Annotated in this window: 27 protein-coding genes and 1 tRNA gene; 7 read left to right on the top strand and 21 right to left on the bottom strand. The window is 73.9% G+C overall.

Features of this window, described 5'->3' with window-relative positions; genetic code table 11:
- Nucleotides 1–493 (top strand): hypothetical protein (locus NH339_RS10670; RefSeq protein ID WP_253025139.1); only part of this gene is annotated, 493 nt, incomplete at its 5' end.
- Nucleotides 494–497: 4 nt separating this feature from the next.
- Here the strand turns inward: NH339_RS10670 and NH339_RS10665 are convergent.
- From NH339_RS10665 to NH339_RS10635, 7 genes are read right to left on the bottom strand one after another with little or no spacing between them, the layout of a single operon-like run.
- Complete coding sequence (locus NH339_RS10665; protein WP_253025138.1) at nucleotides 498–1,079, bottom strand: hypothetical protein; 582 nt, start codon at nucleotides 1,077–1,079, stop codon at nucleotides 498–500.
- Nucleotides 1,080–1,084: 5 nt separating this feature from the next.
- On the bottom strand, nucleotides 1,085–1,663 hold the full coding sequence (locus NH339_RS10660) for a DUF6286 domain-containing protein (RefSeq protein WP_253025136.1): 579 nt from the start codon (nucleotides 1,661–1,663) through the stop codon (nucleotides 1,085–1,087).
- 28 nt (nucleotides 1,664–1,691) lie between these two features.
- Nucleotides 1,692–2,090, bottom strand: a complete 399-nt coding sequence (locus tag NH339_RS10655) for an Asp23/Gls24 family envelope stress response protein (protein ID WP_253025134.1) — start codon at nucleotides 2,088–2,090, stop codon at nucleotides 1,692–1,694.
- Nucleotides 2,083–2,262, bottom strand: coding sequence for a DUF2273 domain-containing protein (locus NH339_RS10650; RefSeq protein WP_067859894.1), 180 nt, complete (start codon nucleotides 2,260–2,262; stop codon nucleotides 2,083–2,085). The genes NH339_RS10655 and NH339_RS10650 overlap by 8 nt, the downstream gene beginning before the upstream one ends.
- Nucleotides 2,263–2,303: 41 nt before the next feature.
- Entirely contained in the window at nucleotides 2,304–2,603 is a 300-nt protein-coding gene (locus NH339_RS10645; RefSeq protein WP_253025132.1) for a hypothetical protein, read from the bottom strand.
- Nucleotides 2,600–2,923, bottom strand: coding sequence for a hypothetical protein (locus NH339_RS10640; protein WP_253025130.1), 324 nt, complete (start codon nucleotides 2,921–2,923; stop codon nucleotides 2,600–2,602). Before NH339_RS10640 ends, NH339_RS10645 begins: the two co-directional genes overlap by 4 nt.
- Nucleotides 2,920–3,360, bottom strand: a complete 441-nt coding sequence (locus NH339_RS10635) for an Asp23/Gls24 family envelope stress response protein (protein WP_253025128.1) — start codon at nucleotides 3,358–3,360, stop codon at nucleotides 2,920–2,922. The genes NH339_RS10640 and NH339_RS10635 overlap by 4 nt, the downstream gene beginning before the upstream one ends.
- A gap of 150 nt (nucleotides 3,361–3,510) precedes the next feature.
- On the opposite strand from NH339_RS10635, the gene NH339_RS10630 reads away from it, so the two are divergent.
- From NH339_RS10630 to NH339_RS10620, 3 genes are read left to right on the top strand one after another with little or no spacing between them, the layout of a single operon-like run.
- Entirely contained in the window at nucleotides 3,511–4,131 is a 621-nt protein-coding gene (locus NH339_RS10630; protein ID WP_253025127.1) for an RNA polymerase sigma factor, read from the top strand.
- Entirely contained in the window at nucleotides 4,128–4,646 is a 519-nt protein-coding gene (locus NH339_RS10625; RefSeq protein WP_253025126.1) for a hypothetical protein, read from the top strand. The genes NH339_RS10630 and NH339_RS10625 overlap by 4 nt, the downstream gene beginning before the upstream one ends.
- Nucleotides 4,643–5,026 carry an SRPBCC family protein gene (locus NH339_RS10620; protein ID WP_253025125.1) on the top strand — a complete coding sequence of 128 codons (384 nt, stop codon included), beginning with the start codon at nucleotides 4,643–4,645 and terminating at the stop codon, nucleotides 5,024–5,026. Before NH339_RS10625 ends, NH339_RS10620 begins: the two co-directional genes overlap by 4 nt.
- Nucleotides 5,027–5,039: 13 nt before the next feature.
- On the opposite strand, the gene NH339_RS10615 is transcribed toward NH339_RS10620, so the two are convergent.
- Complete coding sequence (locus NH339_RS10615; RefSeq protein WP_253025124.1) at nucleotides 5,040–5,642, bottom strand: NAD(P)H-dependent oxidoreductase; 603 nt, start codon at nucleotides 5,640–5,642, stop codon at nucleotides 5,040–5,042.
- A gap of 84 nt (nucleotides 5,643–5,726) precedes the next feature.
- Nucleotides 5,727–6,899, bottom strand: a complete 1,173-nt coding sequence (locus NH339_RS18870) for a DUF4185 domain-containing protein (protein ID WP_253025122.1) — start codon at nucleotides 6,897–6,899, stop codon at nucleotides 5,727–5,729.
- A 55-nt stretch (nucleotides 6,900–6,954) separates the two neighbouring features.
- Here NH339_RS18870 and NH339_RS10605 point away from each other — a divergent pair, with 55 nt between their 5' ends.
- A complete protein-coding gene (locus NH339_RS10605; RefSeq protein ID WP_253025120.1) occupies nucleotides 6,955–7,905 on the top strand; it encodes a hypothetical protein in 951 nt (316 codons plus the stop codon).
- 52 nt (nucleotides 7,906–7,957) lie between these two features.
- Here the strand turns inward: NH339_RS10605 and NH339_RS10600 are convergent, their stop codons facing one another.
- The 4 genes from NH339_RS10600 to NH339_RS10585 all read right to left on the bottom strand — a co-directional run bounded on the left by NH339_RS10600 (nucleotide 7,958) and on the right by NH339_RS10585 (nucleotide 10,524).
- A complete protein-coding gene (locus NH339_RS10600; protein WP_253025118.1) occupies nucleotides 7,958–8,365 on the bottom strand; it encodes an ester cyclase in 408 nt (135 codons plus the stop codon).
- 1 nt (nucleotide 8,366) lies between these two features.
- Nucleotides 8,367–9,692 carry a glycosyltransferase gene (locus NH339_RS10595; protein WP_253025116.1) on the bottom strand — a complete coding sequence of 442 codons (1,326 nt, stop codon included), beginning with the start codon at nucleotides 9,690–9,692 and terminating at the stop codon, nucleotides 8,367–8,369.
- 46 nt (nucleotides 9,693–9,738) lie between these two features.
- Nucleotides 9,739–10,371, bottom strand: a complete 633-nt coding sequence (locus tag NH339_RS10590; protein ID WP_253025114.1) for a TetR/AcrR family transcriptional regulator — start codon at nucleotides 10,369–10,371, stop codon at nucleotides 9,739–9,741.
- 77 nt (nucleotides 10,372–10,448) lie between these two features.
- A tRNA-Thr gene (locus NH339_RS10585) sits at nucleotides 10,449–10,524 on the bottom strand.
- 89 nt (nucleotides 10,525–10,613) lie between these two features.
- Here NH339_RS10585 and NH339_RS10580 point away from each other — a divergent pair.
- A complete protein-coding gene (locus NH339_RS10580; protein ID WP_083516457.1) occupies nucleotides 10,614–10,910 on the top strand; it encodes a chorismate mutase in 297 nt (98 codons plus the stop codon).
- 55 nt (nucleotides 10,911–10,965) lie between these two features.
- Here NH339_RS10580 and NH339_RS10575 read toward each other — a convergent pair whose 3' ends face one another.
- From NH339_RS10575 to NH339_RS10550, 6 genes are all read right to left on the bottom strand, one after another.
- Complete coding sequence (locus NH339_RS10575) at nucleotides 10,966–12,516, bottom strand: alpha/beta hydrolase (RefSeq protein ID WP_253025112.1); 1,551 nt, start codon at nucleotides 12,514–12,516, stop codon at nucleotides 10,966–10,968.
- Entirely contained in the window at nucleotides 12,513–13,661 is a 1,149-nt protein-coding gene (locus tag NH339_RS10570) for a DNA polymerase III subunit delta' (RefSeq protein ID WP_253025110.1), read from the bottom strand. Before NH339_RS10570 ends, NH339_RS10575 begins: the two co-directional genes overlap by 4 nt.
- Nucleotides 13,658–14,296 (bottom strand): dTMP kinase, encoded by a 639-nt coding sequence (gene tmk / locus NH339_RS10565; RefSeq protein WP_253025108.1) that lies wholly within the window; start codon nucleotides 14,294–14,296, stop codon nucleotides 13,658–13,660. The genes NH339_RS10570 and tmk overlap by 4 nt, the downstream gene beginning before the upstream one ends.
- A 610-nt stretch (nucleotides 14,297–14,906) precedes the next feature.
- A complete protein-coding gene (gene topA / locus NH339_RS10560; protein ID WP_253025106.1) occupies nucleotides 14,907–17,702 on the bottom strand; it encodes a type I DNA topoisomerase in 2,796 nt (931 codons plus the stop codon).
- A gap of 133 nt (nucleotides 17,703–17,835) precedes the next feature.
- Nucleotides 17,836–19,302 carry a methyltransferase gene (locus NH339_RS10555; protein ID WP_253025104.1) on the bottom strand — a complete coding sequence of 489 codons (1,467 nt, stop codon included), beginning with the start codon at nucleotides 19,300–19,302 and terminating at the stop codon, nucleotides 17,836–17,838.
- Nucleotides 19,303–19,336: 34 nt separating this feature from the next.
- Entirely contained in the window at nucleotides 19,337–19,693 is a 357-nt protein-coding gene (locus tag NH339_RS10550; RefSeq protein WP_253025102.1) for an STAS domain-containing protein, read from the bottom strand.
- Between the two features lie 97 nt (nucleotides 19,694–19,790).
- Between NH339_RS10550 and NH339_RS10545 the strand changes: the two genes are divergently transcribed.
- A complete protein-coding gene (locus NH339_RS10545; protein WP_253025100.1) occupies nucleotides 19,791–22,094 on the top strand; it encodes a DEAD/DEAH box helicase in 2,304 nt (767 codons plus the stop codon).
- Nucleotides 22,095–22,102: 8 nt separating this feature from the next.
- Here the strand turns inward: NH339_RS10545 and NH339_RS10540 are convergent, their stop codons facing one another.
- Nucleotides 22,103–22,462: an Rv3654c family TadE-like protein gene (locus NH339_RS10540; protein ID WP_253025098.1), complete on the bottom strand. Its 360-nt coding sequence runs from the start codon at nucleotides 22,460–22,462 to the stop codon at nucleotides 22,103–22,105.
- Entirely contained in the window at nucleotides 22,459–22,818 is a 360-nt protein-coding gene (locus NH339_RS10535) for a TadE family type IV pilus minor pilin (protein WP_253025096.1), read from the bottom strand. The genes NH339_RS10540 and NH339_RS10535 overlap by 4 nt, the downstream gene beginning before the upstream one ends.
- Nucleotides 22,819–22,956 lie beyond the last annotated feature (138 nt).

Raw genomic sequence — 22,956 nt, 5'->3', positions numbered from 1 at the left:
CGCGGGGGCGTCCAGGCTGCTCCAGGGCCGCGACGCCGCCCGCACGTGGCTGGCGACGACCGACGCCGACTCCGTGGTGCCGCCGGGCTGGCTGGTCCACCACCTCGCCCTGGCGGCCGACGGCGCGGACGCAGTGGTCGGGACGATCCGTCTCGACGACGCGGAGCTGGACCACCACACGACCTGGTGGCGGCGCTACCGGGGCGGGCTGGACAGGACACCGCACGCCCACGTGCACGGGGCCAACCTCGCGGTCCGCGGCAGCCTCTACCTGCAGGTCGGCGGCTTCGCGTCCGTGCCGGCACACGAGGACCGCGACCTGGTGACCCGCCTGGACACCGCGACCGACCGCGTCGTCCGCACGGTCGCGGAGCCGGTGCTGACCTCGGGGCGGACAGAGGGACGGACGCCGAGCGGCGTCGCGCACGACCTGCGCGCAGCCCGTGCGGCCCCTCCGGCGGTGCCGTCGACGCCGTGCCCCGTGGAGGGCTGAGCCCTCAGTGCACGCGTGACAGGCTGCGTCCGCGAGCGGCGACCCGCAGTCGGACGGCGGCCCGCAGGTCGTCGCGTCCGAGCACGTCGTGCAGCTGCGCCGACACCTCGTCGGCGCGCTGCGCCACGTGCGTCAGGTCGGCCTCCGGCTCGATCGTGGCATCGATCCGGGCCACGAGCTCACCGCGGTCGCGGACGACGGACCCCCGGGCCGCGCGCACGCCCTCCGTCGCGGCGAACGCGTCGGCGGCAGCGGAGAGGACCTTGCCGGCGAGCGCCTCGCTGCGTCCGTCGTCGCCGCTGCCCTCCAGCCGGAGTCGCGAGACGGTCGGGCGGGTCAGGTGGGCGAGGATCCAGCGCAGCGCCACGAGCGCGACGACGACCGCGACGGCTGCGGTCCCCCACGCCACCGCGGGGTTCTCGAGAGCGTCGGCGACGCGCGCGGTGCTGCTGGTCTCGGGGAGCGTGCTGCCCGAGACCTCGCGGCCGGACCACCACCACAGGCCGGCGAGGCCGGCGACGGCCAGCAGCGCGACGAGCACGAGGGTGGCGAGACGGTCGACGAGGAGCGTGGTGCGACTGACCATGGTGCTCAGCCCTTCTCGGGTCGGATGGTGACGTCGACCCGCGGGGTGGGGTCGACGGCGGAGCAGACCCGCTCCGCGCGGGCACGGACGGCGCCCTCGAGCTCGCTCTCCCGGTCGGCGGTGGCGACGGACCGAGCCACCACCTTCACGCGCCGGCGCCGGACCGAGACGTCGGCCTCGGTGACGCCGTCGGTGCCGTCGATGGCGGCGCGGACGACCCGCACGAGGTCCTGGCGACGCAGGTGCACGCCGCTGCTGGCGCGCAGCGCCAGGGTGCGGCGCGGGCGGGGCTTGAGCGCCACCGGCAGCAGCAGCACCGCGACGACGAGGGCGACGACGGCAGCGGCGAGCACCGCCGAGGTGCGACCGTCGATCCCGTCGGCCGCGTCGACGACCGTCAGCAGCCACGAGCTGCCCGACACCGAGCCGAGCTGCACGAGGAGGTGCTGGACCGCGACGACGGCCAGGCCGACGAGGGCGAGGGCGATCAGCTGGGCGACGAGCGGCGACGCGCCCGTGCCGGCGGGCGACTTCGCCGCCGCGAGCGGGCGGGTGCCCGTCGAGGGGGTGGTCTCGGAGGTCATGCGGGGTCCTTCGGTCGGGTGGGAGGGGTCAGACGACGCGGCGGGCGGGGGCGTCGAGGTGCACGACGTCGGCGACCGTGACGTCGACACGGCTCACGGTGACGCCGACGAGGGTGTCGACGCGCTCGGTGACGTGCGCGCGGACCCGCTCGACGAGCGGCGCGAGCGGCGTCGGCCACGTCGCCGCGACCTCCACCGTGATCGACGACGTCTCGCCGGCGACCGTGGCCTCGGCGTGCGGCAGGCCCTTGCGGACGAGCTTCGTCCAGCCCTTGCGGGTGTCGACGACGGCCTCGACCTCCGACGCCGCGATCGACGCCACGCGGCTCACGACGCCGTCGGCGATGGTCGTGCGTCCGCGGTCCTCGGGGGCGGGCAGCGGCGCCCGCTCTGGCGCGACAGGGGCGAGGGTGGCCGTGTCAGCCACGGTCGCGCCGTCCGAGCAGGCCGGACAGGTCGACCTCCCCGTCGACGTGACCGCCGACGAGGTAGCCCGCCCCGCCCAGGACGAGGGCGAGCAGGAAACCGAGGAAGCCGCCGGTCGCGATGGCGATGGCGAGCAGGAGGCCGGCGATGAGGCCGACGGTGGAGGTGGTCATGGGGTGTCTCCTTGGTGCCGGGATGGGGGTCGTGCGAGGGGTCAGAGGTCGATGTAGCGGCGACGGCGCAGGCGCCGCGCCGGGCGCCGCAGCGCCGAGCGGATCCGCGTCAGGGGCGACCGGGGCGGGGGACCCGCGGGTCGGCCCGTCCGCTCCAGGAAGACGTACCGACGGTCCAGCGCCGCGAGCCGGTCCTGCAGCTGCTCGGCGTCGCCGCCGGCGTCGGGGTGGTGGCGACGCACCAGGGCGCGACGTTCCCGACGCCACTGCTCGCGCAGTGCGGCGTCGGCCGGACCCGTGAAGGGGGGTCCGGTCGGTCGCGCCCCGGTGCTGCCGCTCACGACGCGGCCGTGCCGTCCGGGACGACGTCCTCGACGACGACGCGCACGGGCGTGTCGACGAGGGGCGACACCGCCGCGCGGACGGAGTCGGCGAGGTCGCGCAGCCGGGTGCCCATCGTCGCGACGACGTGCACCTCGGTGTCGCCGTCGCGCAGCCGGACCCCGGTGACGCGACGCCCGGGCAGGTAGGTCGCCACCTCGCCGAACGATCCGGCGTGCAGCCCCGCGACCCCGGGCACGCCCAGGGTCGCGGACGCCACCTGCTCGGCCACCGTCGTTGCGGTGTCGGCGGGCTCGGGCGTGTCGGCGGGGGTGGTCACTGGACCCGCGGCTCGCTGGCGGTGTCGTCGGCGCCCTCGTCGGACTCGATGTGGATGTCCTGCACCTCGATGTTCACCTCGACGACGTTGAGGCCGACCATGCGCTCGACCGCGTTGATCACGTTGGTGCGGATGCCGTTGGCGAGGTCGGCGATCGAGACGCCGTACTCCGCGACGAGCTGGATGTCGATGGCGGCCTCCTTCTCGCCCACCTCGACCGAGATGCCCTGCGAGTGGTTGGTGGAGGAGCCCGGGATGCGCTCGCGAATGGCGCCGACGGCGCGGGCGGTGTTGCCACCCAGCGCGTACACGCCGGAGACCTCGCGGGTCGCGATGCCGGCGATCTTCGACACGACGGTGTCGGCGATGGAGGTGCGACCCTGCGTGCTGTCCAGGTCGCTGGAGGTGGTGGTCTTGGCGACGGCCTTCTCGCTCACGTCATCAGTCCTGTTCTGTGTGGTGGGGTGGATCGATCGAACAACCGTGAGAGTCCACCCGCACGCCGAACGTCACGGTGACGTGACCGACGTCACAGTGCGGGCCAGTTCGAGGTGCGCACCCTCCCACCCGGTGGCACGGTCGGAGCGATGACCAGGGGGACGGACGACGAGCAGGTGCCGGGCACCGACGACGGGGGCGCCCGTCCGTCAGACAACGCCCTCGCCCGCCGCGCCGGCCTGGGCGACCGGGCAGCGTTCGAGGAGCTCTTCGCCCGGCTCTTCCCCGCGACGCTGCGCTACGCGACACGTCTGCTCGACGGCGACGAGCGGTCCGCGGAGGACGCCGTGCAGGACGCGTGGATCACCGCGTGGCGCGCGCTGCCGGACTTCGAGGGTCGCTCGAAGGTGCAGACGTGGCTGTTCACGATCGTGCAGCGCGAGGTCTACCGACGCCGTCGCCGCACCCGCCCCCTGGCGGTCGACGACCGCATCCTCGAGCCTCTCGGCCGCGACGACGCCGACCGGCTCGGCGCCGCACGTCGTATCGACCCCGAGCAGGAGGCCGAGCTCGGCGACCTCTGGCGCACGCTGGACCTGGCCCTGGGGGAGCTACCGTGGACCCAGCGCGCGGCATGGGCCCTCCGTGAGCTGGAGGGCTTCTCCTACGCGGAGATCGCCCAGGTGCTCGACACGACTCCGACCGTGGTCCGCGGACAGCTGCACCGCGCCCGACGAAGTCTCGCGATCCGGATGGAGCAGTGGCGATGACGAACCCCGACGTGCCCGACCTCGACCGCTCGAGCGGCGAGCGTGCCCTCGACGTGGCGACCGACCAGCTCCGCCACCAGCCGGCCAGCCCGCACGTCGCGCAGGCTGCCGGCCGCGTCCTCGCCCGGGCCCTCGCCGCCCCCCGACGGGCGACCACGATCGAGACCGCCGACCCGCTGCTGCAGGTCTCCTCGGTCGCGCTCGTGGCGCTGCTGCGGTCCGCGCTGGCCGCCGAGGTGGCCGACGCGGCCGTGCGACGCATCCGGCTCGACGTGCGCGACCGCGACCGCCTGCACGCCGTGCACCTGGAGCTCGTGGCGCGCTACGGGACGTCGGTCCCGGAGTCCACCGACGTGGCGCACGCCGTCACCCGGCGCGTCCTGACGGAGACCCTCGGCACGGGGCCGGCACCAGGCGCCGACGAGGTCACCCGTCACGTGCACGTCAGCGACGTCACCCGCGGCGACCCGCACCTGGCGGAGCCGCTCGACGAGGACGAGGTGGGCGACGCGTGAGGCAGCTGACCGTGCACCGCCACGTCGACGCCGAGCCGGACGTCGTGTGGTCGCTGCTCGTCGACCTCGACGCGTGGCCTCGCTGGGGACCGTCCGTGCAGCAGGCGACCCTCGACGACGAGGCGCCGCTCGGTCTCGGCAGCACCGGCCACGTCCGCACGGCCGTGGGCCTCTCGCTGCCGTTCGCGATCACGTCGTTCGAGCCGGGGCGCGCCTGGGCCTGGTCGGTCGCCGGCGTGCCAGCGACGACGCACGCCGTGCGCCCGGAGGCCGACGGCTGCCGTCTGTCGATGGGTGCCCCGCTGTGGGCGCCGGCGTACCTGCCGGTGCTGGCCGCGGCCCTCGTGCGGATCGACCGGCTGGCCACCGCGCGCCGCTGACCGAGGTAGAAGGTCAGGCGGGGTACGGCTCGCGGGAGAGCAGCCGGGCGAGGTGCACGGCGTTCGCGGCCGCGGTGCGCAGCGTGCTGAGCGTGGCCTCGGGGGCCTCGTCGAGGTCGTGGTAGTCGACCGTGTGCATGGCCTCGCCGTTCCAGTACGTGCCGCCCTGCGCGGGGATGGTCAGGCCGCAGTCGTCGAGCGCCTGGTACAGGTCGGCCGTGATCTTGTGCGCACCGTCCTCGTTCCCGACGACGCCCACCAGCGCGACCTTGCCGTAGAGGATCGGGTTCCCGTCGTCGCGCGTCTCGGACAGCTCGGCGTCCAGGCGCTCCAGCACCCGGTTCGCGACGCTCGACATCTGCCCCACCCACGTCGGCGTCACCACGACGAGCACGTCGGCGTCGAGCACCTGTCGGCGGATCGCCGGCCACTCGTCGCCGTCGCCCATGTCGGTCTCGACACCCGGCCTGACGTCGAGGTCGACGACCCGCAGGGCGGTGCCGACGACGTCGTGCTCGGCGAGGGCGTCGAGGTACTGCTGCGCCATCAGGGCGCTGCTCGACGGCGCGTCGCCGCGCTTGAGGGTGCAGTTCAGCGCGAGGGCGGTGAGGGTCACGGATGCTCCTGTGGACGAGGGCGACCGACCGGACGTCGGCTCGGGCGCCACGTACCCCGGCGGGCGTGCCTCATGCGGCGCGGCTCAGTCCGGCAGCGGGATCCGCAGGAACCGCGGGCGGTAGACGAACGGGTCGCGCGCGACCTCCGCGAGGTCGGTGTCGTTCTGGCTGTAGGAGACGACGACGGACCCTCGCTCGGGCAGCAGGTCGGGGTGGGCCAGCGGCATGTACCGCAGCCGACCGTCGGGCTCGCTGGGGATCTGGGCGACCGGGGCGCTCGGGGTGAACGGCCCCGTCGGCCGCGACGCCGACCACACGACGAGGTCCTTGCCGAGGAACTCGTCGCGCTTGCTCACCGCGTACCAGCGGCCGTCCCGCTCGAAGACGCTGAGCGTCTGCGAGACCCCGCCCTCGGCCGGGATCAGGGTGGCGAGGTCGGAGGCGTCGCGGGTCCACGTCCTGCCGTTCCAGTACCGGTAGCGGTCGGGGCGCAGGACGTCGTCGGGCCGCACCCGCGCCACGTGCAGGCTGAACCCGAACACCAGGCCGCGACCGGGACGGGCCGTCCCGTAGAGGTAGACCCACCCGTCGGAGACGGCCGTCGCGGCACCCCACGTCGGGCGACGGAGGTCGTCGTCGTCCGGACCGATGTCGCGCACCCCGAGCAGCTGCGGCGTCCGCCCCCGCTCCACGACGAACAGCGCGACCGCGGGACCCAGGTTGTCGAACGCGAGCGGGCCGTCGGGGGCGTCGGCGCCCTTGACGCGCTGCGCCGACACGCCCACCAGGTCGTAGCCCGGTCGCTCGATCGCGGCCACCGACATCGGCCAGTAGCCGACGCCGTCGTCGCGGTCGGGGATCAGCGCCCCGTGGTCGGCGGGCAGCACGACCTGCGCGCAGCCGGGCTCGAAGACGAGCATGGAGTTGCGCACGAAGCGCTGCCCGTCGAAGTCGGCCGACCGCAGGGTGTCGCCGAACAGCCAGAGCCGCCGCCCGTCCTGCAGGGTCACGTCGGCGCCGACGTCGGCGCCCTGGAACGCCCCCGAGCCACGCACCTGCGTGACGAGCCGGTTGAGGTCGGGCACGGAGCGGATCGGCTTGATCGGGAGGCAGCGGGTCTCGCTCGCCTCGGGCACCGTCGGGGCCGAGGGCGGTTCGGCCCGCCCCGAGAAGGCGACCAGGGACAGCATGAGCAGGAGCGCCGGCCCGGTGACGGCTGCCACCCGGATCCGCCACGGCACGCGCTGCACTCCCACGACACCACGATGTCACGGCGTCGGGGCAGCCCCCGGCGTGACCTACAGTCGGCGCGTGAGGGGTCGCGTCTGGGTGCCGCTGGTGGTCGTCGTCGCCGTGCAGCTGGCCGGCGTGGTCGCGGTCTCCGCCTGGGTCGCGGGCGACGACCTGCACGAGGCGCCGCTCGGCGTGGTGGCACCGGCGGTCGTCGGCCAGACGCTCGCCGACCGGGCTGCCGCCGATCCCGACAGTCCGTTCACGGTCGTGCGGCCGAGGTCGGCCGCCGCAGCCCGTGCGCTCGTCGACGACGGCACGCTGGTGGGCGCGGCGGTGGTCGACCTGGCCCGCTCCGACGACGTCCTGCTCCTGCCACGGCGGGCCTCGCCGGACCAACGGACGGCGGTGGAGGCGGCGGTCCGGGTCACGTCGGCGCGACTGGGACGGGGCGTGCAGGTCGAGCTGGTCGGCCCTTCGCTGTCCGCGGGCGGGCGCGCCGCCGTCGCCTGGCTCCCGGTGCTGGCCGTGGGCGCCGGCATCGTCACGTCAGGCGTGCTCACGGTCCGCTCCGGCAGGCTGCCGCGGACGTGGCCGGGAGCCCTGCGACGACTGCGGGTGATCGGTGTGGTCTCGGTGCTGGTCGGTGGCGCCGGGGGCCTGGTGGGCGCGCTGCTCGCCTCGGGACCGGTGCTCCTGTGGTGGCCGGCGCTCTCCCTGCTGGTGCTGACCGGCGCGCTCGTGTCGCAGGCGCTCGAGCACCTGATGGACGCCTGGGGCTGGGGTCTCGCCGTCACCCTCCTCGTCCTCACGGCACTCCCCGACCTCGCCGGCACGGGCACCTGGATGCAGCCCGAGGTCTGGCGCGAGGTCACGACGCTCCTGCCGCACGCGGCAGGCATCGAGATCCTGCAGCAGCTCACCGGCGGGGCGGCGGGCGCCTTCTGGCGCCCCTGGGCCGTCCTCGCCGTCTGGTGCGCGGCGGCCGCCGCCACCTCGACGCTCGCCCGGCGCGAGCGCTCGGTGGGCTGACGGGTCGGCTCCGCCCTGCCGACCCCCACGCGACGACGCCGGGGACGTCGGCTCAGTCGGCGAGCGCGCCGAGCTGCGACAGCAGCTCGACCTGGTCGAAGTACAGGTGCTCCGACCGCAGCCGGCTGCCGTCGACCTCGTAGACGGCGGCCCACCGGAAGGACACCTTGCGCCCGGTCGGCGCGAGGCTGCCGCCGGCACCGCGCAGGGTGCCTGTGTGCGTGCCGCCGAAGCGGCCCTCCGCCGCCACGCGTGACCCGCTTCCGAGCACGGAGATCAGCTCGAGGCGGCCGTCCGGGAAGCCCTCGTGGAAGACCCGGAGGAAGGCGAGCACGGCCTCCCGGCCCGAGGCCGACGCCCCGGGCGCGATGATCTCCGCGTCCTCGGACCAGGGCTCGGCGGCCTCGTCGCGGGCGTTGAACGCGTCGACGTGACGTCGGACGACCTCGTGGCTCGACATCTCACGACTCCTTCGTCAGGGGCGGGTGGGAAACCTGCTGGAGGACCAGGGCCTCCACGTCGTCGACCAGCCCGACCACCCCGCTGGACCGGGCGATCGCGACGCCGACCTCGTGGGCGCGGCGGGCGTAGGCACCGTCGTCGAGCACCGTCTGCACGGCTCGTCCGACGGCTGCAGGGGTCGGGCGGCCGGTCCTCAGGTTGATGCCGACCCCGGCGTGCTGCACGCGGGTCGACGTCTCGACCTTGTCCTCGGAGTCGCCCGCGATGACGATCGGGACGCCGTGACGCATCGCGTGGTGCAGCCCGCCGTAGCCGCCGTTGGTGACGAGCACGTCCGTGCGGGCCAGCAGCTCGTCGTAGGGCAGGTAGCTGGCGACGAAGACGTTCGCGGGCAGCGGGCCGAGGTCGTCCAGCGCGGACGTCGGGCGACCGCCGGTCGTGACGGCGACCTGCACGTCACGGTCGGCCAGGGCCTCGACGGTCGGCCCGACGACCTCGGTGAAGTCGGTGTTGGCGACCGTCCCCTGGGTCACGTGCACCAACGGGAGGTCCGGGTCGAGGTCGTCGAACCAGGCGGGCGTCGCGACGTCGGCGACCTCGGCTGCCCCCGGCGGGACCATCGGGCCGTAGAAGCGCAGGCCCGCCGGCGCATCGGAGCGGGTGTACTCGAACTCGGGGACGGTGAACTGTGCGAGCAGGTCGCTGCGGTCGAGCACGTCCATGAAGAAGGCGCCGTCGAGCCCTGGGGCGCCCACGTCGGCGAGGAAGCGGTCGAGGCTGCGGTGGACGGGGCGGAGCACCACGCGCGACGTGCGGTACAGCAGGCGGTTGCGGAGCCGGTTCGGCCGCGTGCGTCGCCACGGCACGAGACCGAGCCCGTAGGGCGCCGTGTCGACGCTGCTGAACCCGGCCGGACCGATCCCGCACAGGACGGTGGCGGGACGCTGCTCACGCGGGCGCGAGAAGAGCGTCTGCACGCCCAGGAAGGTCATGTCGTGCAGCACGACGTCGGCGGGCTCGTCGGCGAGCATCTGCTCGAGCGCCCGTCCTGCCGGCGCGGCTGGGGCGACGAAGGCCTGCTCCACGCCGTGGTTGATGGTGGCGAGGCCACGGGTGCGCTCGCCCGCCCCGATGGAGTCGAGCGTGTCGGCCTCGGGCGGCAGCGCGACGAACTCCGCGCCGCTCGCGCGCACCGGTGTCTCGTAGCCGGCACCGGTGAGCATCCGCACCCGCCACCCACGACGGACGAGCTCGCCGGCCACGACGGACAGCGGTCCGACGTGCCCGGTCGCCGGCATGCTGCACAGCACCGCGCTGCGGCTCATGGTCGTCTCCCTCAATTGACTAGAGCGAGACTAACCCCAATATGGGTCACCCGTCGAGCGCCGGTCCGAGGCCGTCGAGCTGTCGCCGCAGCCACACGGCGTACCGTGCCGGAGTCCACCCTCGCTCGCGGACGAGGTGGATCCACGGCTCGGGACCGACGACCAGCCCGAGCAGGTCGGCGGCCTCGGACGCCTGCTCGGCGCGGAGTCGTCCGCGCCCGACGAACCACCCGGCGGCGATGGTCATGTCGCGGTGCCGGCGCTCCTCCAGGTCCTGCACCGCGGAACGCACCCGCGCGTCGGCGTCCGCGGCTGACACCATGGCGTGCACGAGCGCCGCGGACCTCAGGTTCGCCCGCACGAGGAAGTCGACGTACCGCTGGATCGCCACGTCCGTGTCGGGCTCGGACATGATGTCGACCAGCTCCGGCCGCTCGGCGAGCGGGTGTCGACCTTCGTCGCCGGCCAGCGTCAGCTCGTGCGCCGCGACGAGCAGTGCGTGCTTGGGGCCGTGCGCGTGCACCGTCTGCACCGACGTGCCCGCCTCCGCCGCGATCGCCTGCATGGACGTCGCCGCGTAGCCGTCGCGCACGAAGAGCCTCCCCGCCGCCTCGACGATCCTGCGGCGCGTGGCCGCGGCGACGGCGTCGCGGGTCGGTGAGCGGTACGCACGCGGCATGCCTCGCACCGTAACGGACCTGTCGGGCACCTTCAGCACGACGAGGGCCCGGTCCGCTGCTGCGTGACCGGGCCTGGTGGAGCCGCCTGTCGGAATCGAACCGACGACCTTTTCATTACGAGTGAAACGCTCTACCGACTGAGCTAAGGCGGCGAAGGTCCCGCGAGGATCGCCCGCAGAACCTCGTACAGCCTACCCCTGCCCCTCCAAGGGGACACACGGGCCCCCCTAGACTCGACCCCGTGACCGGGACAGAGGACGTGCGGGCCGAGCTGGACGACATGCGCTCCAGCATCGACAACATCGACGCCGCCCTCGTGCACCTGCTGGCGGAGCGGTTCAAGTGCACCCAGCGGGTGGGCCGGCTGAAGGCGACGCACGACCTGCCGGCCTCCGACCCCGACCGCGAGGCACGCCAGATCGAGCGGCTCCGCTCGCTCGCCGTCGAGTCCGACCTCGACCCCGCGTTCGCCGAGAAGTTCCTGACCTTCATCATCGACGAGGTCATCCGCCACCACGAGGCCATCCGCTCGGCCTGACCCCACCCCGTCGGTCCGGCACCGCCGGACGGTGCGAGGCCGGACTACTGCCGGACTACTCGTCGGGGCAGGTCGTGCCGTCGCGCGGGACGGTGCCGTCGACGAGGTAGGCGTCGACCGCCTTGACGATGCAGCGGTTGCCGGAGCTGTAGGCCGTGTGGCCGTCGCCCTCACGGGTGAGCAGCACGCCCTCGCGGTCGCCCAGCTGGTCGGCCAGCGCCTTGGCGTTCTCGTACGGCGTCGCCGGGTCGCGGGTGGTGCCGATGACGACGATCGGCGAGGCGCCCTCGGCGTCGATCTCCACCTGCGGACGGTCGGCGGGCTCGGGCCAGTCGGTGCAGCCGAGGGTGCCCCAGCCGAGCGCGGCGCCGAAGACCGGCGACACCTTCTCGAAGCGGGGCAGCTCGGCCTCCACCTCCGCGACGCTCGGCCGCTCGCGGTTGTCGAGGCAGTTGACCGCGATGTTGGCCCAGCCGATGTTGCCGTCGTAGCTGCCGTTGCTCTGCCGGGAGAAGTACAGGTCGTTCAGGCGCAGCAGCAGCGACCCGTCACCCTGCAGGGCCGCCGTGAGCGCCTGCGACAGGACGGGCCACGCGGCCTTGTCGTAGAGCGTGACGGCCACGCCGTAGAACGCACGTCCCTTGGTCAGCTCCCGGTCGGTCCCGGTGGGCAGTGGCCGGTCCTCCAGCCGGGACATGAACGTGGCCAGCGCCCGGTTGGCGGCGTTGGGGTCCTGGCCGAGCGGGCACGACTCGAGCTTCGCGCAGGCGTCGAGGTAGGCGTCGAGCGCGCGCTGGAACCCGGTGGCCTGCCCGAAGGCGGACCCGAACACGTCCTGCGCGGGGTCGACGGCACCGTCGAGCACCATGGCGCCGACCTTCTGCGGGAACAGCGTCGCGTACGTGGCACCGAGCTGGGTCCCGTACGACGCGCCGAACCAGTCGAGCTTCTGCTGCCCCATCGCGGCGCGCGCGACGTCCATGTCGCGGGCAGCCTCCTCGGTGGAGACGTGCCCGGCGAGCTCGCCGGAGTTCTTGGCGCACGCCTCGCCGAGCTCGCGGACGCCGGCGCGCAGCTCGCGCACCTCGGCCGACGTGCTCGGGTCGGGGTCGCTGGCTGCGTAGGCGTCGAACTGGGCGTCGGGAAGGCACTTCAGGGGCGAGCTCTCGCCGACGCCACGGGGGTCGATGCCGACGATCGTGAAGGCGTCGCGCACGGTCGGCGCCATGCTGCCGGCCAGGCTCGCGGCGAAGTCGATCGCCGACCCGCCCGGACCGCCGGGGTTGACGAACAGCACGCGCGTGCCGTCGCCGGTGCTCAGGTAGCGCGCGGCCTTGAGGGTCGTGGTCGCGCCGTCGGGCTCGTCGTAGTCGATGGGGACGGTGATCGTGGCGCACTCGGAGTCGCCGCCGCAGCCCTTCCAGGTCAGCTTCTGGTCGTAGAAGCGCTGCAGGCCGTCGGGAGCCTGCTCGCCGGTGGGCTGGATCGCCTGGGCGGCGGGCGAGTCGTCGGACGCGCCGTCGCCGTCGCGGACCACGAGCAGGACGCCCGCGACGACCGCGGCCACCGCGGCGAGGGCGATCAGGGCGATCAGAGGTCGTTTCATCGGCTCCGGAATCCCATCATCATGCGTTCGAGGGTGAGCAGCGGTGCTGCGTTCGCGGTGAGCGCCTCGCGCGCCTCGACGATCGCACCGATCCGGCTCAGCGTCGACTCGGGCGTCCACAGACGGGCCGCCTCACGCACCTCGTCGGCGACGTCGGCGTTCACGAGGGGCGCACCGGGCGCGGTCTGCACGGCGACGACGTCGCGGCAGAACGACAGCAGGTCGAGCAGCACGCCGTCGATGGAGTCGCGCGCCAGCCTGGTGCGGCGTCGCTTCTGGTCCTTCTCGAGCGAGGAGACCGCGCCGGCGTAGCCGGCAGGGCGACGGCCGCGGTCCTCCACGCCCCACGACTGCTTGAGGTCGGCGCTCTCGCGCTCGTCGGCGACGTCGGCGATCACGGCGGCACGTGCGGTGGCCTCGTCGTTGATGCGCTGCGCCGCCACCAGGCAGTCGCCGAGGGACCGCAGCGACGTGGGCAGCGACAGGATCTCGCGGCGCCGCTCCCGCGCCTGGGGGTCGCGCGCGAGGCCACGAGCGCGACCGATGTGGCCCTGCGACGCGGCCGCCACCTCGTGCGCCAGCTGCGGCTCCACCCCGTCGCGCTCGACGAGCAGCCGGGCGATGGCGTCGACCGGTGGCGTGCGCAGCAGCACCGGCCGGCACCGCGAACGGATCGTGACGATGACGTCCTCCGTGGCCGGCGCGCACAGCATCCACACGGTGAACGGCGACGGCTCCTCCACCGCCTTCAGCAGCGCGTTGGCGGCCTGCTCGGTGAGCCGGTCGGCGTCCTCGACGACGAGCACCTGCCAGCGCCCGAGGGCCGGGCTGAGCGCGGACTTGCGGACGTACTCGCGGGCGACGTCGGTGCCGATCGAGAGCCCGTCGGTGCGGATGACGGTGATGTCGGGGTGGCTGCCCGCCGCCGCCGTGGTGCACGAGCGGCACTCGCCGCAGCCGCCACGCTCGCACTGCAGCGCAGCGGCGAACGCCTTCGCCGCGTTCGAGCGTCCCGAGCCCGGTGGGCCCGTGAACAGCCAGGCGTGGGTCATCGAGCGACCGTCGCCGCCGGCCGACCGGACCGCGGCCGACAACGTGTCGACGACCGGGGCCTGTCCGACGAGCTCGTCCCAGACGCTGGTCACCGCGCCTGCCCCAGCCAGGGCTCGACCGCGGCCCGCACGGCGGCGTGGACGACGTCCGGCGACTGGTCGGCGTCGACGACGAGGTAGTGCGCGGGGTCGGCGGCGGCCAGCGCCAGGAAGTGGCCCCGGACCCGCTGGTGGAAGTCGAGCGGCTCGGCCTCGATGCGGTCGGGCTCCCCCGCCCGCGCGAGCCCGACGACGGGGTCGAGGTCGAGCACGACGGTCAGGTGCGGGCGCAGGTCGGCCGTGGCCCACCGTGCCACGTGCTCCAGCTCGGCGGCGTCGAGGGCACGTCCGGCGCCCTGGTAGGCCAGCGTCGAGTCGACGTAGCGGTCGGTGACGACCACCTCGCCGCGGGCCAGCGCCGGGAGGACGACGGCGTCGACGTGCTCGGCCTTGTCGGCGGCGTAGACCAGCGCCTCCGTGCGCGGCGACAGGTGCCCCGTGGCGGGATCGAGCACGATGCCCCGCAACCGCGCCCCCACCTCCGTGCCACCGGGCTCACGCGTGAGCAGCACCTCGTGGCCGGCTGCCCCGAGCCACTCGGCGAGGAGCCGCGCCTGCGTCGACTTCCCGCCCCCCTCACCGCCCTCCAGCGCGACGAAGACGCCCGAGTCGGTGTAGCGAGGCTGCATGGGGCCGATCCTAGGGGGCGGGTGCGACGGGGTGGGGTGCTGGCCGCGGGGGGCGTCTGGTTGCTGGTGCGCTGGCGCAGGGGGCTTGTTCTTGCCGGTGCGCTGGCGCGGGGGGTCTGAGCTTGCTGGTGCGCTGCCTCGGCCTTCGCTGGGGGTGGGCTCCGAAAGGGCCTCGACCGGCAGGGGGCTGGGCGTGGCTTCGGGTCTCGGGATCTGGTCTGGGCCCGTGAAGGACGCACGATGCTGCGTTTCTGCGTTCCGGGGCCAACATTCTGCGTTGGCGCGTCATATCGGTGGATCTGCAACCGCACGAGCGCCTCTGCTGTTGAGAATCCACCGATAAGGGGCATCGCGGCCGGACGCTTCTGCGTTCGCGACGGGATCCCGTAGCCAACGCAGAAGCGTTGAACCCCCTCACACGAACGCAGGATCTTGCGTCCACCCCGAGCGCAACCCGCAGCCCGAGACCCCAGACCAGCGCCGCCGCCAGCCGTCCGGTCGAGGCCTTTCGGAGACCGTTCCCAGCGAAAACCGAGGCAGCGCACCAGCAAGCCTGGACCCCCTGCGGCAGCGCACCAGCAAGGTCAGGCCGAAGGAGGCCCGAGAGACCTCAGCTCTTCTTCGCTGCCGACGACTTCGTCGCCGTCGCCGTCTTCTTGGCCGCCGTCTTCGCCGCCGTCTTCTTCGCAGCGGTCTTCTTGGCAGCCGTCTTCTTGGTGGCCGTCTTCTTCGCAGCGGTCTTCTTCGTCGTGGTCTTCTTCGCCGTGGTCTTCTTGGCGCTCTTCTTCGCCGTCTTCTTGACCGGACCACGGGCGCGACGCTCGGCGAGGAGCTCCTGGGCACGCTCCTCGGTGAGGGTCTCGAGGTCGTCGTCCTTGCGCAGCGACGCGTTGGTCTCGCCGTCGGTCACGTAGACGCCGAACCGGCCGTCCTTCGCGACGATCGGCTTCTCGCTGACCGGGTCGACGCCGAGCTCCTTGAGCGGGGGCTTGGCGGTGCCGCGGCGACCGTAGGTCTTCGGCTGCGCGTAGATGGCGCGCGCCTGCTCCTCGGTGAGCGTGAACAGCTGGTCCTCGGACTCGAGCGAGCGCGAGTCGGTGCCCTTCTTGAGGTAGGGGCCGTAGCGCCCGTTCTGGGCGGTGATCTCGGTACCGTCGACGTCGGTGCCGACGACGCGCGGGAGGGTGAGGAGCTGCACGGCGTCGTCGATGCCGATCGCGTCCATGCTCATCGTGCGGAACAGGCTCGCGGTGCGCGGCTTCTCGCCCTTCGGGGCGTCCTCCGGCAGCAGCTCCTGCACGTAGGGACCGAAGCGACCGTTCTTCACGACGAGGTCGAGCCCCGTCTCCGGGTGGGTGCCGAGCATCTTCTCGGCTCCGGCCGGGTTCGCCAGCAGCTCCTTCGCCTTCTCGAGGGTCAGCTCGTCCGGCGGCAGGTCCTCGGGCACGTTGCCGCGCGTCGGGACGTCGACGCCGTCCTTGCCGGGGACCATCGGCGGGCCCTCGACGTACGGCCCGTACCGCCCGACGCGCACCGCGACGCCGTCACCGAGCTCGAACGTGGCGAGACCGCGGGCGTCGATGTCGGGGAGGTTCTCGATGAGCCGCTTGAGGCCGGTGTCCTTCTCGCCGCTGCCGGCCCAGAACCCCTCCAGCACGCGCTGACGCTCCTCGCGCCCGTGCGACACCTGGTCGAGGACGTCCTCCAGCTCGGCGGTGAAGGAGTAGTCGACCAGACGGGGGAAGTGCTGCTCCATCAGCCGCACCACGCTGAACGCGATCCACGCCGGCACCAGCGCGGTGCCCTTCTTGAACACGTACCCGCGGTTCTGGATGGTGCCGATGATCGACGCGTACGTCGACGGGCGACCGATCTCCCGGTCCTCCAGCTCCTTGATGAGCGAGGCCTCGGTGTAGCGGGCGGGCGGCTTCGTCTCGTGGCCGGCGGGCGTCAGCTCGTGCGCCGTCACGGTGTCGCCCTGGGCGAGCGCCGGGAGCTTGGTCTGCTGGTCGTCGCCCTGGCCGTTGTCCTCGCGGGACTCCACGTACGCCTTCAGGAAGCCGTGGAACGTGATGGTGCGGCCCGAGGCGGTCAGCTCGACCGGTGCGCCCGCGTCGGCACCCGCCGCGTCGGAGGCGGTGGCGGTCAGGCGGATCGACACCTGCTCGCCGCGGGCGTCCTTCATCTGCGACGCGAGCGTGCGCTTCCAGATCAGCTCGTACAGCCGGAGCTCGTCGCCGCGCAGGCCCGTGGCCTGCGGCGTCTTGAACGTCTCCCCCGCGGGCCGGATCGCCTCGTGCGCCTCCTGGGCGTTCTTGACCTTGCCGGCGTAGGTGCGGGGCTTGTCGGGCAGGTACTGCGCGCCGTACAGCTCCTTCACCTGGGCGCGCGAGGCGTTCAGCGCGGTCTGCGACAGCGTGATCGAGTCGGTGCGCATGTAGGTGATGTGCCCGCCCTCGTACAGGCGCTGCGCGACCTGCATCGTGCGGGCGGCGCCGAAGCCGAACTTGCGCGAGGCCTCCTGCTGCATCGTCGTGGTGCGGAACGGGGCGTACGGCTTGCGGGTGTAGGGCTTCGCGTCGACGCCGGCGACCGTGAACGTCTCGTCGCGCAGACCCGCCGCGAGGGCGGTCACACGAGCCTCGTCGAGGTGCGCGACGTCGGCGTTCTTGAGGGTGCCGTCGTCGGCGAAGGCCGACCCGTTCGCGACGCGCTTGCCGCCGACCGTCACCAGACGGGCCGGGAACAGCCGCGCGTCCTCGTGCTGCTCGCCGGCGTCGAAGGTGGCGTCGAGGTCCCAGTAGGACGCGGACCGGAACGCCATGCGCTCCCGCTCGCGCTCGACCACGAGGCGCGTCGCGACCGACTGCACGCGGCCCGCGGACAGGCCCGACATGACCTTCTTCCACAGGACGGGGCTGACCTCGTACCCGTACAGACGGTCGAGGATGCGGCGGGTCTCCTGCGCGTCGACGAGGTCCATGTCGATGTCGCGCGGGTTCTCGACCGCCCGCGTGATCGCTTCCTTGGTGATCTCGTTGAAGACGATGCGCTTGACGGGCACCTTCGGCTTCAGCTCGTCGAAGAGGTGCCAGGCGATGGCCTCGCCCTCGCGGTCCTCATCGGTCGCGAGCACGAGCTCGTCGGCCTCCTTGAGGAGCTTCTTGAGCTTGGTGATCTGCGGCTTCTTCTCGGCGGCGACGACGTAGACGGGGTCGAAGCCGTTCTCGATGTCGACGCCCAGGCGCGCCCAGGGCAGCCCCTTGTACTTGGCGGGGACCTGGTCGGCACCCTTCGGGAGGTCGCGGATGTGTCCCACGCTGGAGTCGACGACGTACCCGTCACCCAGGTACGACTGGATGCTGCGCACCTTGTTCGGCGACTCGACGATGACGAGCGTGGTCACGGTGTTACTCCCTCGTGGACGGTCCGGGCGCTCGGACAGCGGGCCGGACGCGGCATACGCTAACGCGCCTTGTCAAGGAACATCGTGCCCCGGGGCCGCAGGTGGCGCGCGCCACACGGCCCCCGGCCGATGGTCAGGGAACGAGCAGGCCGTCGGCGACGAGCTCGTGGACGACGGGGCGGTACTGCTCGCGCAGGGCTCCGGGATCGCGCTCCAGCAGACGGGCGAGCGCGTCGAGCACCTGCCCGGCCGTCAGGTCGCCGTCGAGTGCGCCGACGAGCCCCGCCTGGACGGTGTCGACCTGCGCGGCCCGGCGCAGGCCCTCCCCCAGGCGCAGCACGATCGCCTCCGGGTCCTCCTCGCCGGCGCGGCCGAACGTCTCCTGCGTCAGCGTGGGCGCCTGGCGCCACCGGACGTCGAGCACGTCGTCGGCCGCGGCCAGGGCGTCGACCCGGTCGCCCCAGGAGAGGACCGCCGCGCCGACGGGCGGCACGACCTCGTGGCGCCACTCCTCCAGCCGCAGCACGGGCACGTCGCGGTGCGCCGCACGCAGGCTGATCCACCCGAACGCCATGGCCTGGACGCCCTGGGCGTCGAACCAGTCGAGCCAGGCGTCGTAGCGGGCCGTGTAGTCGGGCCGGTGCCGGACGCCCGCGTCGGCGAGCCACATCTCGACGTACGCCGGGAGGTCGACGACCTCGCGCTGGACCACCCACGCGTCGAGCCCGGTGGCCCCCACCCAGCCGCCCAGGCGCTCCTGCCACGGCTCGTCGGTGTGCACCCAGCTGCCGAGCACCTGGCACCACCCGCCGGGCACGAGGTGGTCGGCCGCGCCGGCCACGACGGTGCGGACGACGCCGTCGGTCTCGAGGGACCCCTCGCGGTACACGAGCCGGTCGCCGGTGGGCGGGGAGACGACGAACGGCGGGTTCGTTGCGATGGTGTCGAACCGCTCGCCCGCGACCGGGTCCCAGAAGGAGCCGTCGCGCACGTCGACGTCGACGCCGTTGAGCTCCGCCGTGAGCCGCGCGGCCCAGAGGGCACGGGGGTTGACGTCGGTCGCGACGACGCGGTCGTGCCCCTGCGCGAGGTGCAGCGCCTGCACGCCGCACCCCGTGCCCAGGTCGAGGGCGCGCCTCGTCCCCCCACGGTGCGGGACGTCCCGGGCGGGGACGGTGAGCTGGGCGAGGGACGAGGACGCTTCGCTGATGCCGAGCACGTGCTCGGGCCCGACCTCGATCGGACGCGTGTCCAGCCCCGGCGTCAGGTCGCAGACCACCCACCAGTCGTGCGTCTCGTCGCCGTACGGGCGCACGTCGACCACGGCGCGCACCGCGTCACCGTCGCGGGCGAGGACCCCCCGGCGCACCAGGTCGTCGACCTGCCCCGGCAGCGCGGCGTCGACCGCCTCCGCGGGCTCGGGTCGCTGCAGGGAGAAGAGCCGCACCAGGGTCGAGAGGGGGGAACCGTCGCGGGTGGCGCGCTCCGCCGGTGTGGTCTCGTTGCGCAGCAGGGCTCCCTGCGCCTCGGGCCCCAGCAGGGCCTGCACCCGCTCGACGGTGAAGCCGACGTCGGTCAGCCGGGCGCGCAGTCGTTCCATGGCGTCAGCGTGTCACGCCGAGGCCGGGTCGACCTCAGGCGAGGTCGGCGGTGTCGTGCGCGGCGCGCGCCGCCTCGACGGAGTCGTGCAGGCCGAAGACCTTGTCGAGGCCCGTGATCTCGAAGATCTTGAGCAGCCGCGGGTGCGTGCAGACGATGTCGAGCGAGCCCCCGCCCGCCCGGACCTTCTTGAGGGCGCCCACGAGGACGCCCAGACCCGTCGAGTCGAGGAAGTCGACCCGCTGCACGTCGACCACGAGGCGCAGGTGACCGGCGTCGATCGCCTCCACGATCGCCTCCCGCAGCCGCGGGGCGGTGTACACGTCGATCTCGCCGCCGACCTCGATGATCTCGAAGGGCTCGTCGGTGCGGGTGGTCAGCAGGAGCTCCATCAACGTCCTTCCTCGCAGGTACGCCAAGTCAACCACGCCGGGCGCCTCGACGCCCCGTCGTCCGCGCCCACGACGGAGGCCCTGGGATGATGGCACCGTGGAACCGGACCGAGTGCTGACGCGCTACGCCGACCGGATCCTGCACCTGCACGTGGTCCCCGCCCGCGACGCCGTCGTGGAGCCCTGGCCGGAGTGGGTGGACCCACGCGTGCGCACGGCCTTCGCGGCGCAGGGCGTCACCCACCTCTGGGCGCACCAGGCCGAGGCGCTCGCGCACGTGCACGCGGGGCGGCACGTCGTCGTGTCCACGGGCACGGCCTCGGGGAAGTCGCTGACCTACCAGGTCCCTGCGCTCGACGCGCTCGTCCGGGGCCGTGCGGGCGACGCGATCCGCGGGCACCGCGCCCCCACCGCGCTCTACCTGGCGCCCACGAAGGCACTCGCCGCCGACCAGCTGCGCCGCCTGCCTCGCGACGAGGACGGCGCACCGCTGGTCCGGGCGACCACCGTCGACGGCGACAGCTCGCTCGACGAGAGGTCGTGGGCGCGCGACCACGCGCAGCTCGTGCTCACCAACCCCGACACCGTGCACCACACCCTCCTGCCCGGCCACGAGCGCTGGGCACGGCTGTTCGCCGGACTGCGGGTCGTCGTCGTGGACGAGTGCCATCACTACCGGGGCGTGTTCGGCGCACACGTCGCGCACGTGCTGCGCCGGCTGCTGCGCGTGTGCGCGCACCACGGGTCGCAGCCCGTCGTGGTGCTCTCGTCGGCCACGGTGAGCGACCCGGAGGCGTCGGCGCGGCGGCTCACCGGGCTCGACGTGGTGGCCGTGACCGACGACGCCTCGCCGCACGGGCCGCGGACGATCGCGCTCTGGGAGCCGCCCCTGGTCGGCGCCGCGCACCCGTCGCAGCCGCCGAGCCGGCGGTCCGCGGGCCGCGAGGCGGCCGACGTGCTCACCGACCTCGTGCTGGACCGCACCCGCACCCTCGTCTTCTCGCGGTCCAGGCGTGGAGCCGAGTCCATCGCCCGAGGAGCGCAGGAGCGCCTCGGCGAGGTCGCGCCCGAGCTGCCCGCCCGAGTGGCCACCTACCGCGGCGGGTACCTGCCCGAGGAACGCCGGGCCTTGGAGGACCGGCTCCGCTCGGGCGACCTGCTCGGCCTGGCCGCCACCAACGCGCTCGAGCTGGGCGTCGACGTGAGCGGGCTCGACGCCGTCGTCAGCGTGGGCTTCCCCGGCACGCGGGCGGCGTTCTGGCAGCAGGTGGGACGCGCCGGTCGCGACGGCCAGCCGTCGCTCGGCGTGCTCGTGGCGCGCGACGAGCCGATCGACACCTTCCTCGTGCACCACCCCGACGCCTGGCTCGGCGCGCCCGTGGAGGCGACGGTGTTCGACCCGGACAACCCGTACGTGCTGGGTCCGCACCTGGCCGCCGCGGCGCAGGAGCTGCCGCTGACGGAGGCCGACCTGGAGCTGTTCGGACCACGCGCCCGCGAGGGGGTCGACGCCCTGGAGGCGGCGGGCTGGCTGCGTCGCAGGACGGCGGGCTGGTTCTGGACCCGCCGCGACCGCGCCGCAGCGCTGGCCGACCTGCGCGGCAGCGGTGGCGCGCCCGTGCAGATCGTCGACGGGCCGACCGGGCGGCTGGTGGGCACCGTCGACGCCGGCTCCGCCGACGGCGAGGTGCACGAGGGTGCGGTGTACGTGCACCAGGGCCAGGTGCACGTGGTCGACGAGTACGACGTGGACGACGGCGTCGCGGTGGTGCACGCCGAGGACCCCGGCTGGTCGACGTCGGCGCGCTCGACCACGGAGGTCTCGATCGTCTCGACGCGGCGCACGCGACGCTGGGGTGCCACGACCGTCCACCTCGGCGAGGTCGACGTGACGAGCCAGGTGGTCTCGTTCAGCCGTCGACGCCACGACGGGAGCCTGGTCGGCGAGGAGCCGCTCGACCTGCCGTCGCGCACGCTCCGCACCGTCGCGACCTGGTGGACGCTCCCGCCGGACGTGGTGGAGCGGGTGCTGGAGCGCACCGACGTGCCCGGCGCGGCGCACGCGGCGGAGCACGCCGCCATCGGCCTGCTGCCGCTGCTGGCCACGTGCGACCGCTGGGACCTCGGCGGGCTCTCCACCGCCGTCCACGCCGACACGGGGACGCTGACGATCTTCGTGCACGACGGGCACCCGGGCGGGGCCGGCTTCGCCGAGCGCGGCTACGAGGTGGTCGAGCGGTGGCTGAGGGTCACTCGCGCCACGATCGACGACTGCGAGTGCCGCGACGGGTGCCCCTCGTGCGTGGTCTCGCCGAAGTGCGGGAACTTCAACGAGCCGCTCGACAAGGCCGGCGCCGTGCGGCTGCTCGACGCGCTGCTCGACGGCGCGCCGGAGGACTGAGCCGCCCCTCACCGCTCGTACCAGGCCGGGGCCGCCCGCGCCTGCACGCGAGCCCTCCAGGTGCCGCCCCACCACGGCCTGGCCGCCGCGGTGGCGGTGACCGTGACGACGTCGAGGTCGGCACGGCACCGCTCGAGCGTGGCGTCGTTGCGGCGCGCCACCTGCCGAGCCGCGGCGCACGGGTCGGCACCCTCGGTGGCCGCGCGGCTGCCGGCCAGCGCAGCCAGGTCGGCAGCGGCCGACACACGGTGGCGCAGGGCGACGAGCGCGGTCACCTGGAGGCCGAGGGCGACGACAGTCGCGAGGGCGGCGCCCACCCAGAGGGCGTGCACCGTGACCGAGCCCCGCTCGACCGGTGGCGCGCTCACGGCACCTCCACGGCCGCCACCGCGCTCGCGTCGAGCTGGACGGAGCCCACCGTGGACGCGAAGCCGAGGGGTGCTCGTGCACGCACCCGCACCGTGACCGCGACGGTCCCGTCGGCGCCCTCGGCGACGTCGACCATGGATCCGGCTGGAGCCAGCCGCCGCACGACGGCGACCGCGTCGGCCTCGGGCTCGCCGCGCGAGACCAGGCGGGCCCCCTCCCGCGCCGCGTCGACGAGCCGCACCTGCGTCAGGCCGAGCGACGCGACCCAGACCAGCAGCACGACCAGCACGAGCGCGAACGGCGCGAGGACGGCCAGCTCGGCCGTGGCCGTGCCCTGCTCGCCGCGTCGCCTCATCGCAGCGGCGCGAACGGGCGGCCGTGCCACAGCAGCTCCAGGAGCGAGCGCGGCTCCAACGCCCGCCGCAGCAGCGCGGCGACGTGGTCGAGGAACCAGCCGTCGGCGCCGAGCCGCAGCAGCACGGCCGCGCAGGTG

The organism is Aeromicrobium sp. CnD17-E (assembly GCF_024124745.1).
In the GTDB taxonomy this organism is placed as follows: Bacteria; Actinomycetota; Actinomycetes; order Propionibacteriales; family Nocardioidaceae; genus Aeromicrobium.
The sequence above is the reverse complement of the archived record's forward strand: the minus strand, read 5'-3'. Positions and strand labels throughout refer to the sequence as shown.

Bases quoted from the DNA above. Each gene is read 5' to 3' on its own strand.
- NH339_RS10665 (WP_253025138.1), bottom strand. From the start codon at position 1,079: ATGGTCAGTCGCACCACGCTCCTCGTCGACCGTCTCGCCACCCTCGTG.
- NH339_RS10660 (WP_253025136.1), bottom strand. From the start codon at position 1,663: ATGACCTCCGAGACCACCCCCTCGACGGGCACCCGCCCGCTCGCGGCG.
- NH339_RS10650 (WP_067859894.1), bottom strand. From the start codon at position 2,262: ATGACCACCTCCACCGTCGGCCTCATCGCCGGCCTCCTGCTCGCCATC.
- NH339_RS10630 (WP_253025127.1), top strand. From the start codon at position 3,511: ATGACCAGGGGGACGGACGACGAGCAGGTGCCGGGCACCGACGACGGG.
- NH339_RS10625 (WP_253025126.1), top strand. From the start codon at position 4,128: ATGACGAACCCCGACGTGCCCGACCTCGACCGCTCGAGCGGCGAGCGT.
- NH339_RS10600 (WP_253025118.1), bottom strand. From the start codon at position 8,365: ATGTCGAGCCACGAGGTCGTCCGACGTCACGTCGACGCGTTCAACGCC.
- NH339_RS10595 (WP_253025116.1), bottom strand. From the start codon at position 9,692: ATGAGCCGCAGCGCGGTGCTGTGCAGCATGCCGGCGACCGGGCACGTC.
- NH339_RS10590 (WP_253025114.1), bottom strand. From the start codon at position 10,371: ATGCCGCGTGCGTACCGCTCACCGACCCGCGACGCCGTCGCCGCGGCC.
- NH339_RS10575 (WP_253025112.1), bottom strand. From the start codon at position 12,516: ATGAAACGACCTCTGATCGCCCTGATCGCCCTCGCCGCGGTGGCCGCG.
- tmk (WP_253025108.1), bottom strand. From the start codon at position 14,296: ATGCAGCCTCGCTACACCGACTCGGGCGTCTTCGTCGCGCTGGAGGGC.
- NH339_RS10555 (WP_253025104.1), bottom strand. From the start codon at position 19,302: ATGGAACGACTGCGCGCCCGGCTGACCGACGTCGGCTTCACCGTCGAG.
- NH339_RS10550 (WP_253025102.1), bottom strand. From the start codon at position 19,693: ATGGAGCTCCTGCTGACCACCCGCACCGACGAGCCCTTCGAGATCATC.
- NH339_RS10535 (WP_253025096.1), bottom strand. From the start codon at position 22,818: ATGAGGCGACGCGGCGAGCAGGGCACGGCCACGGCCGAGCTGGCCGTC.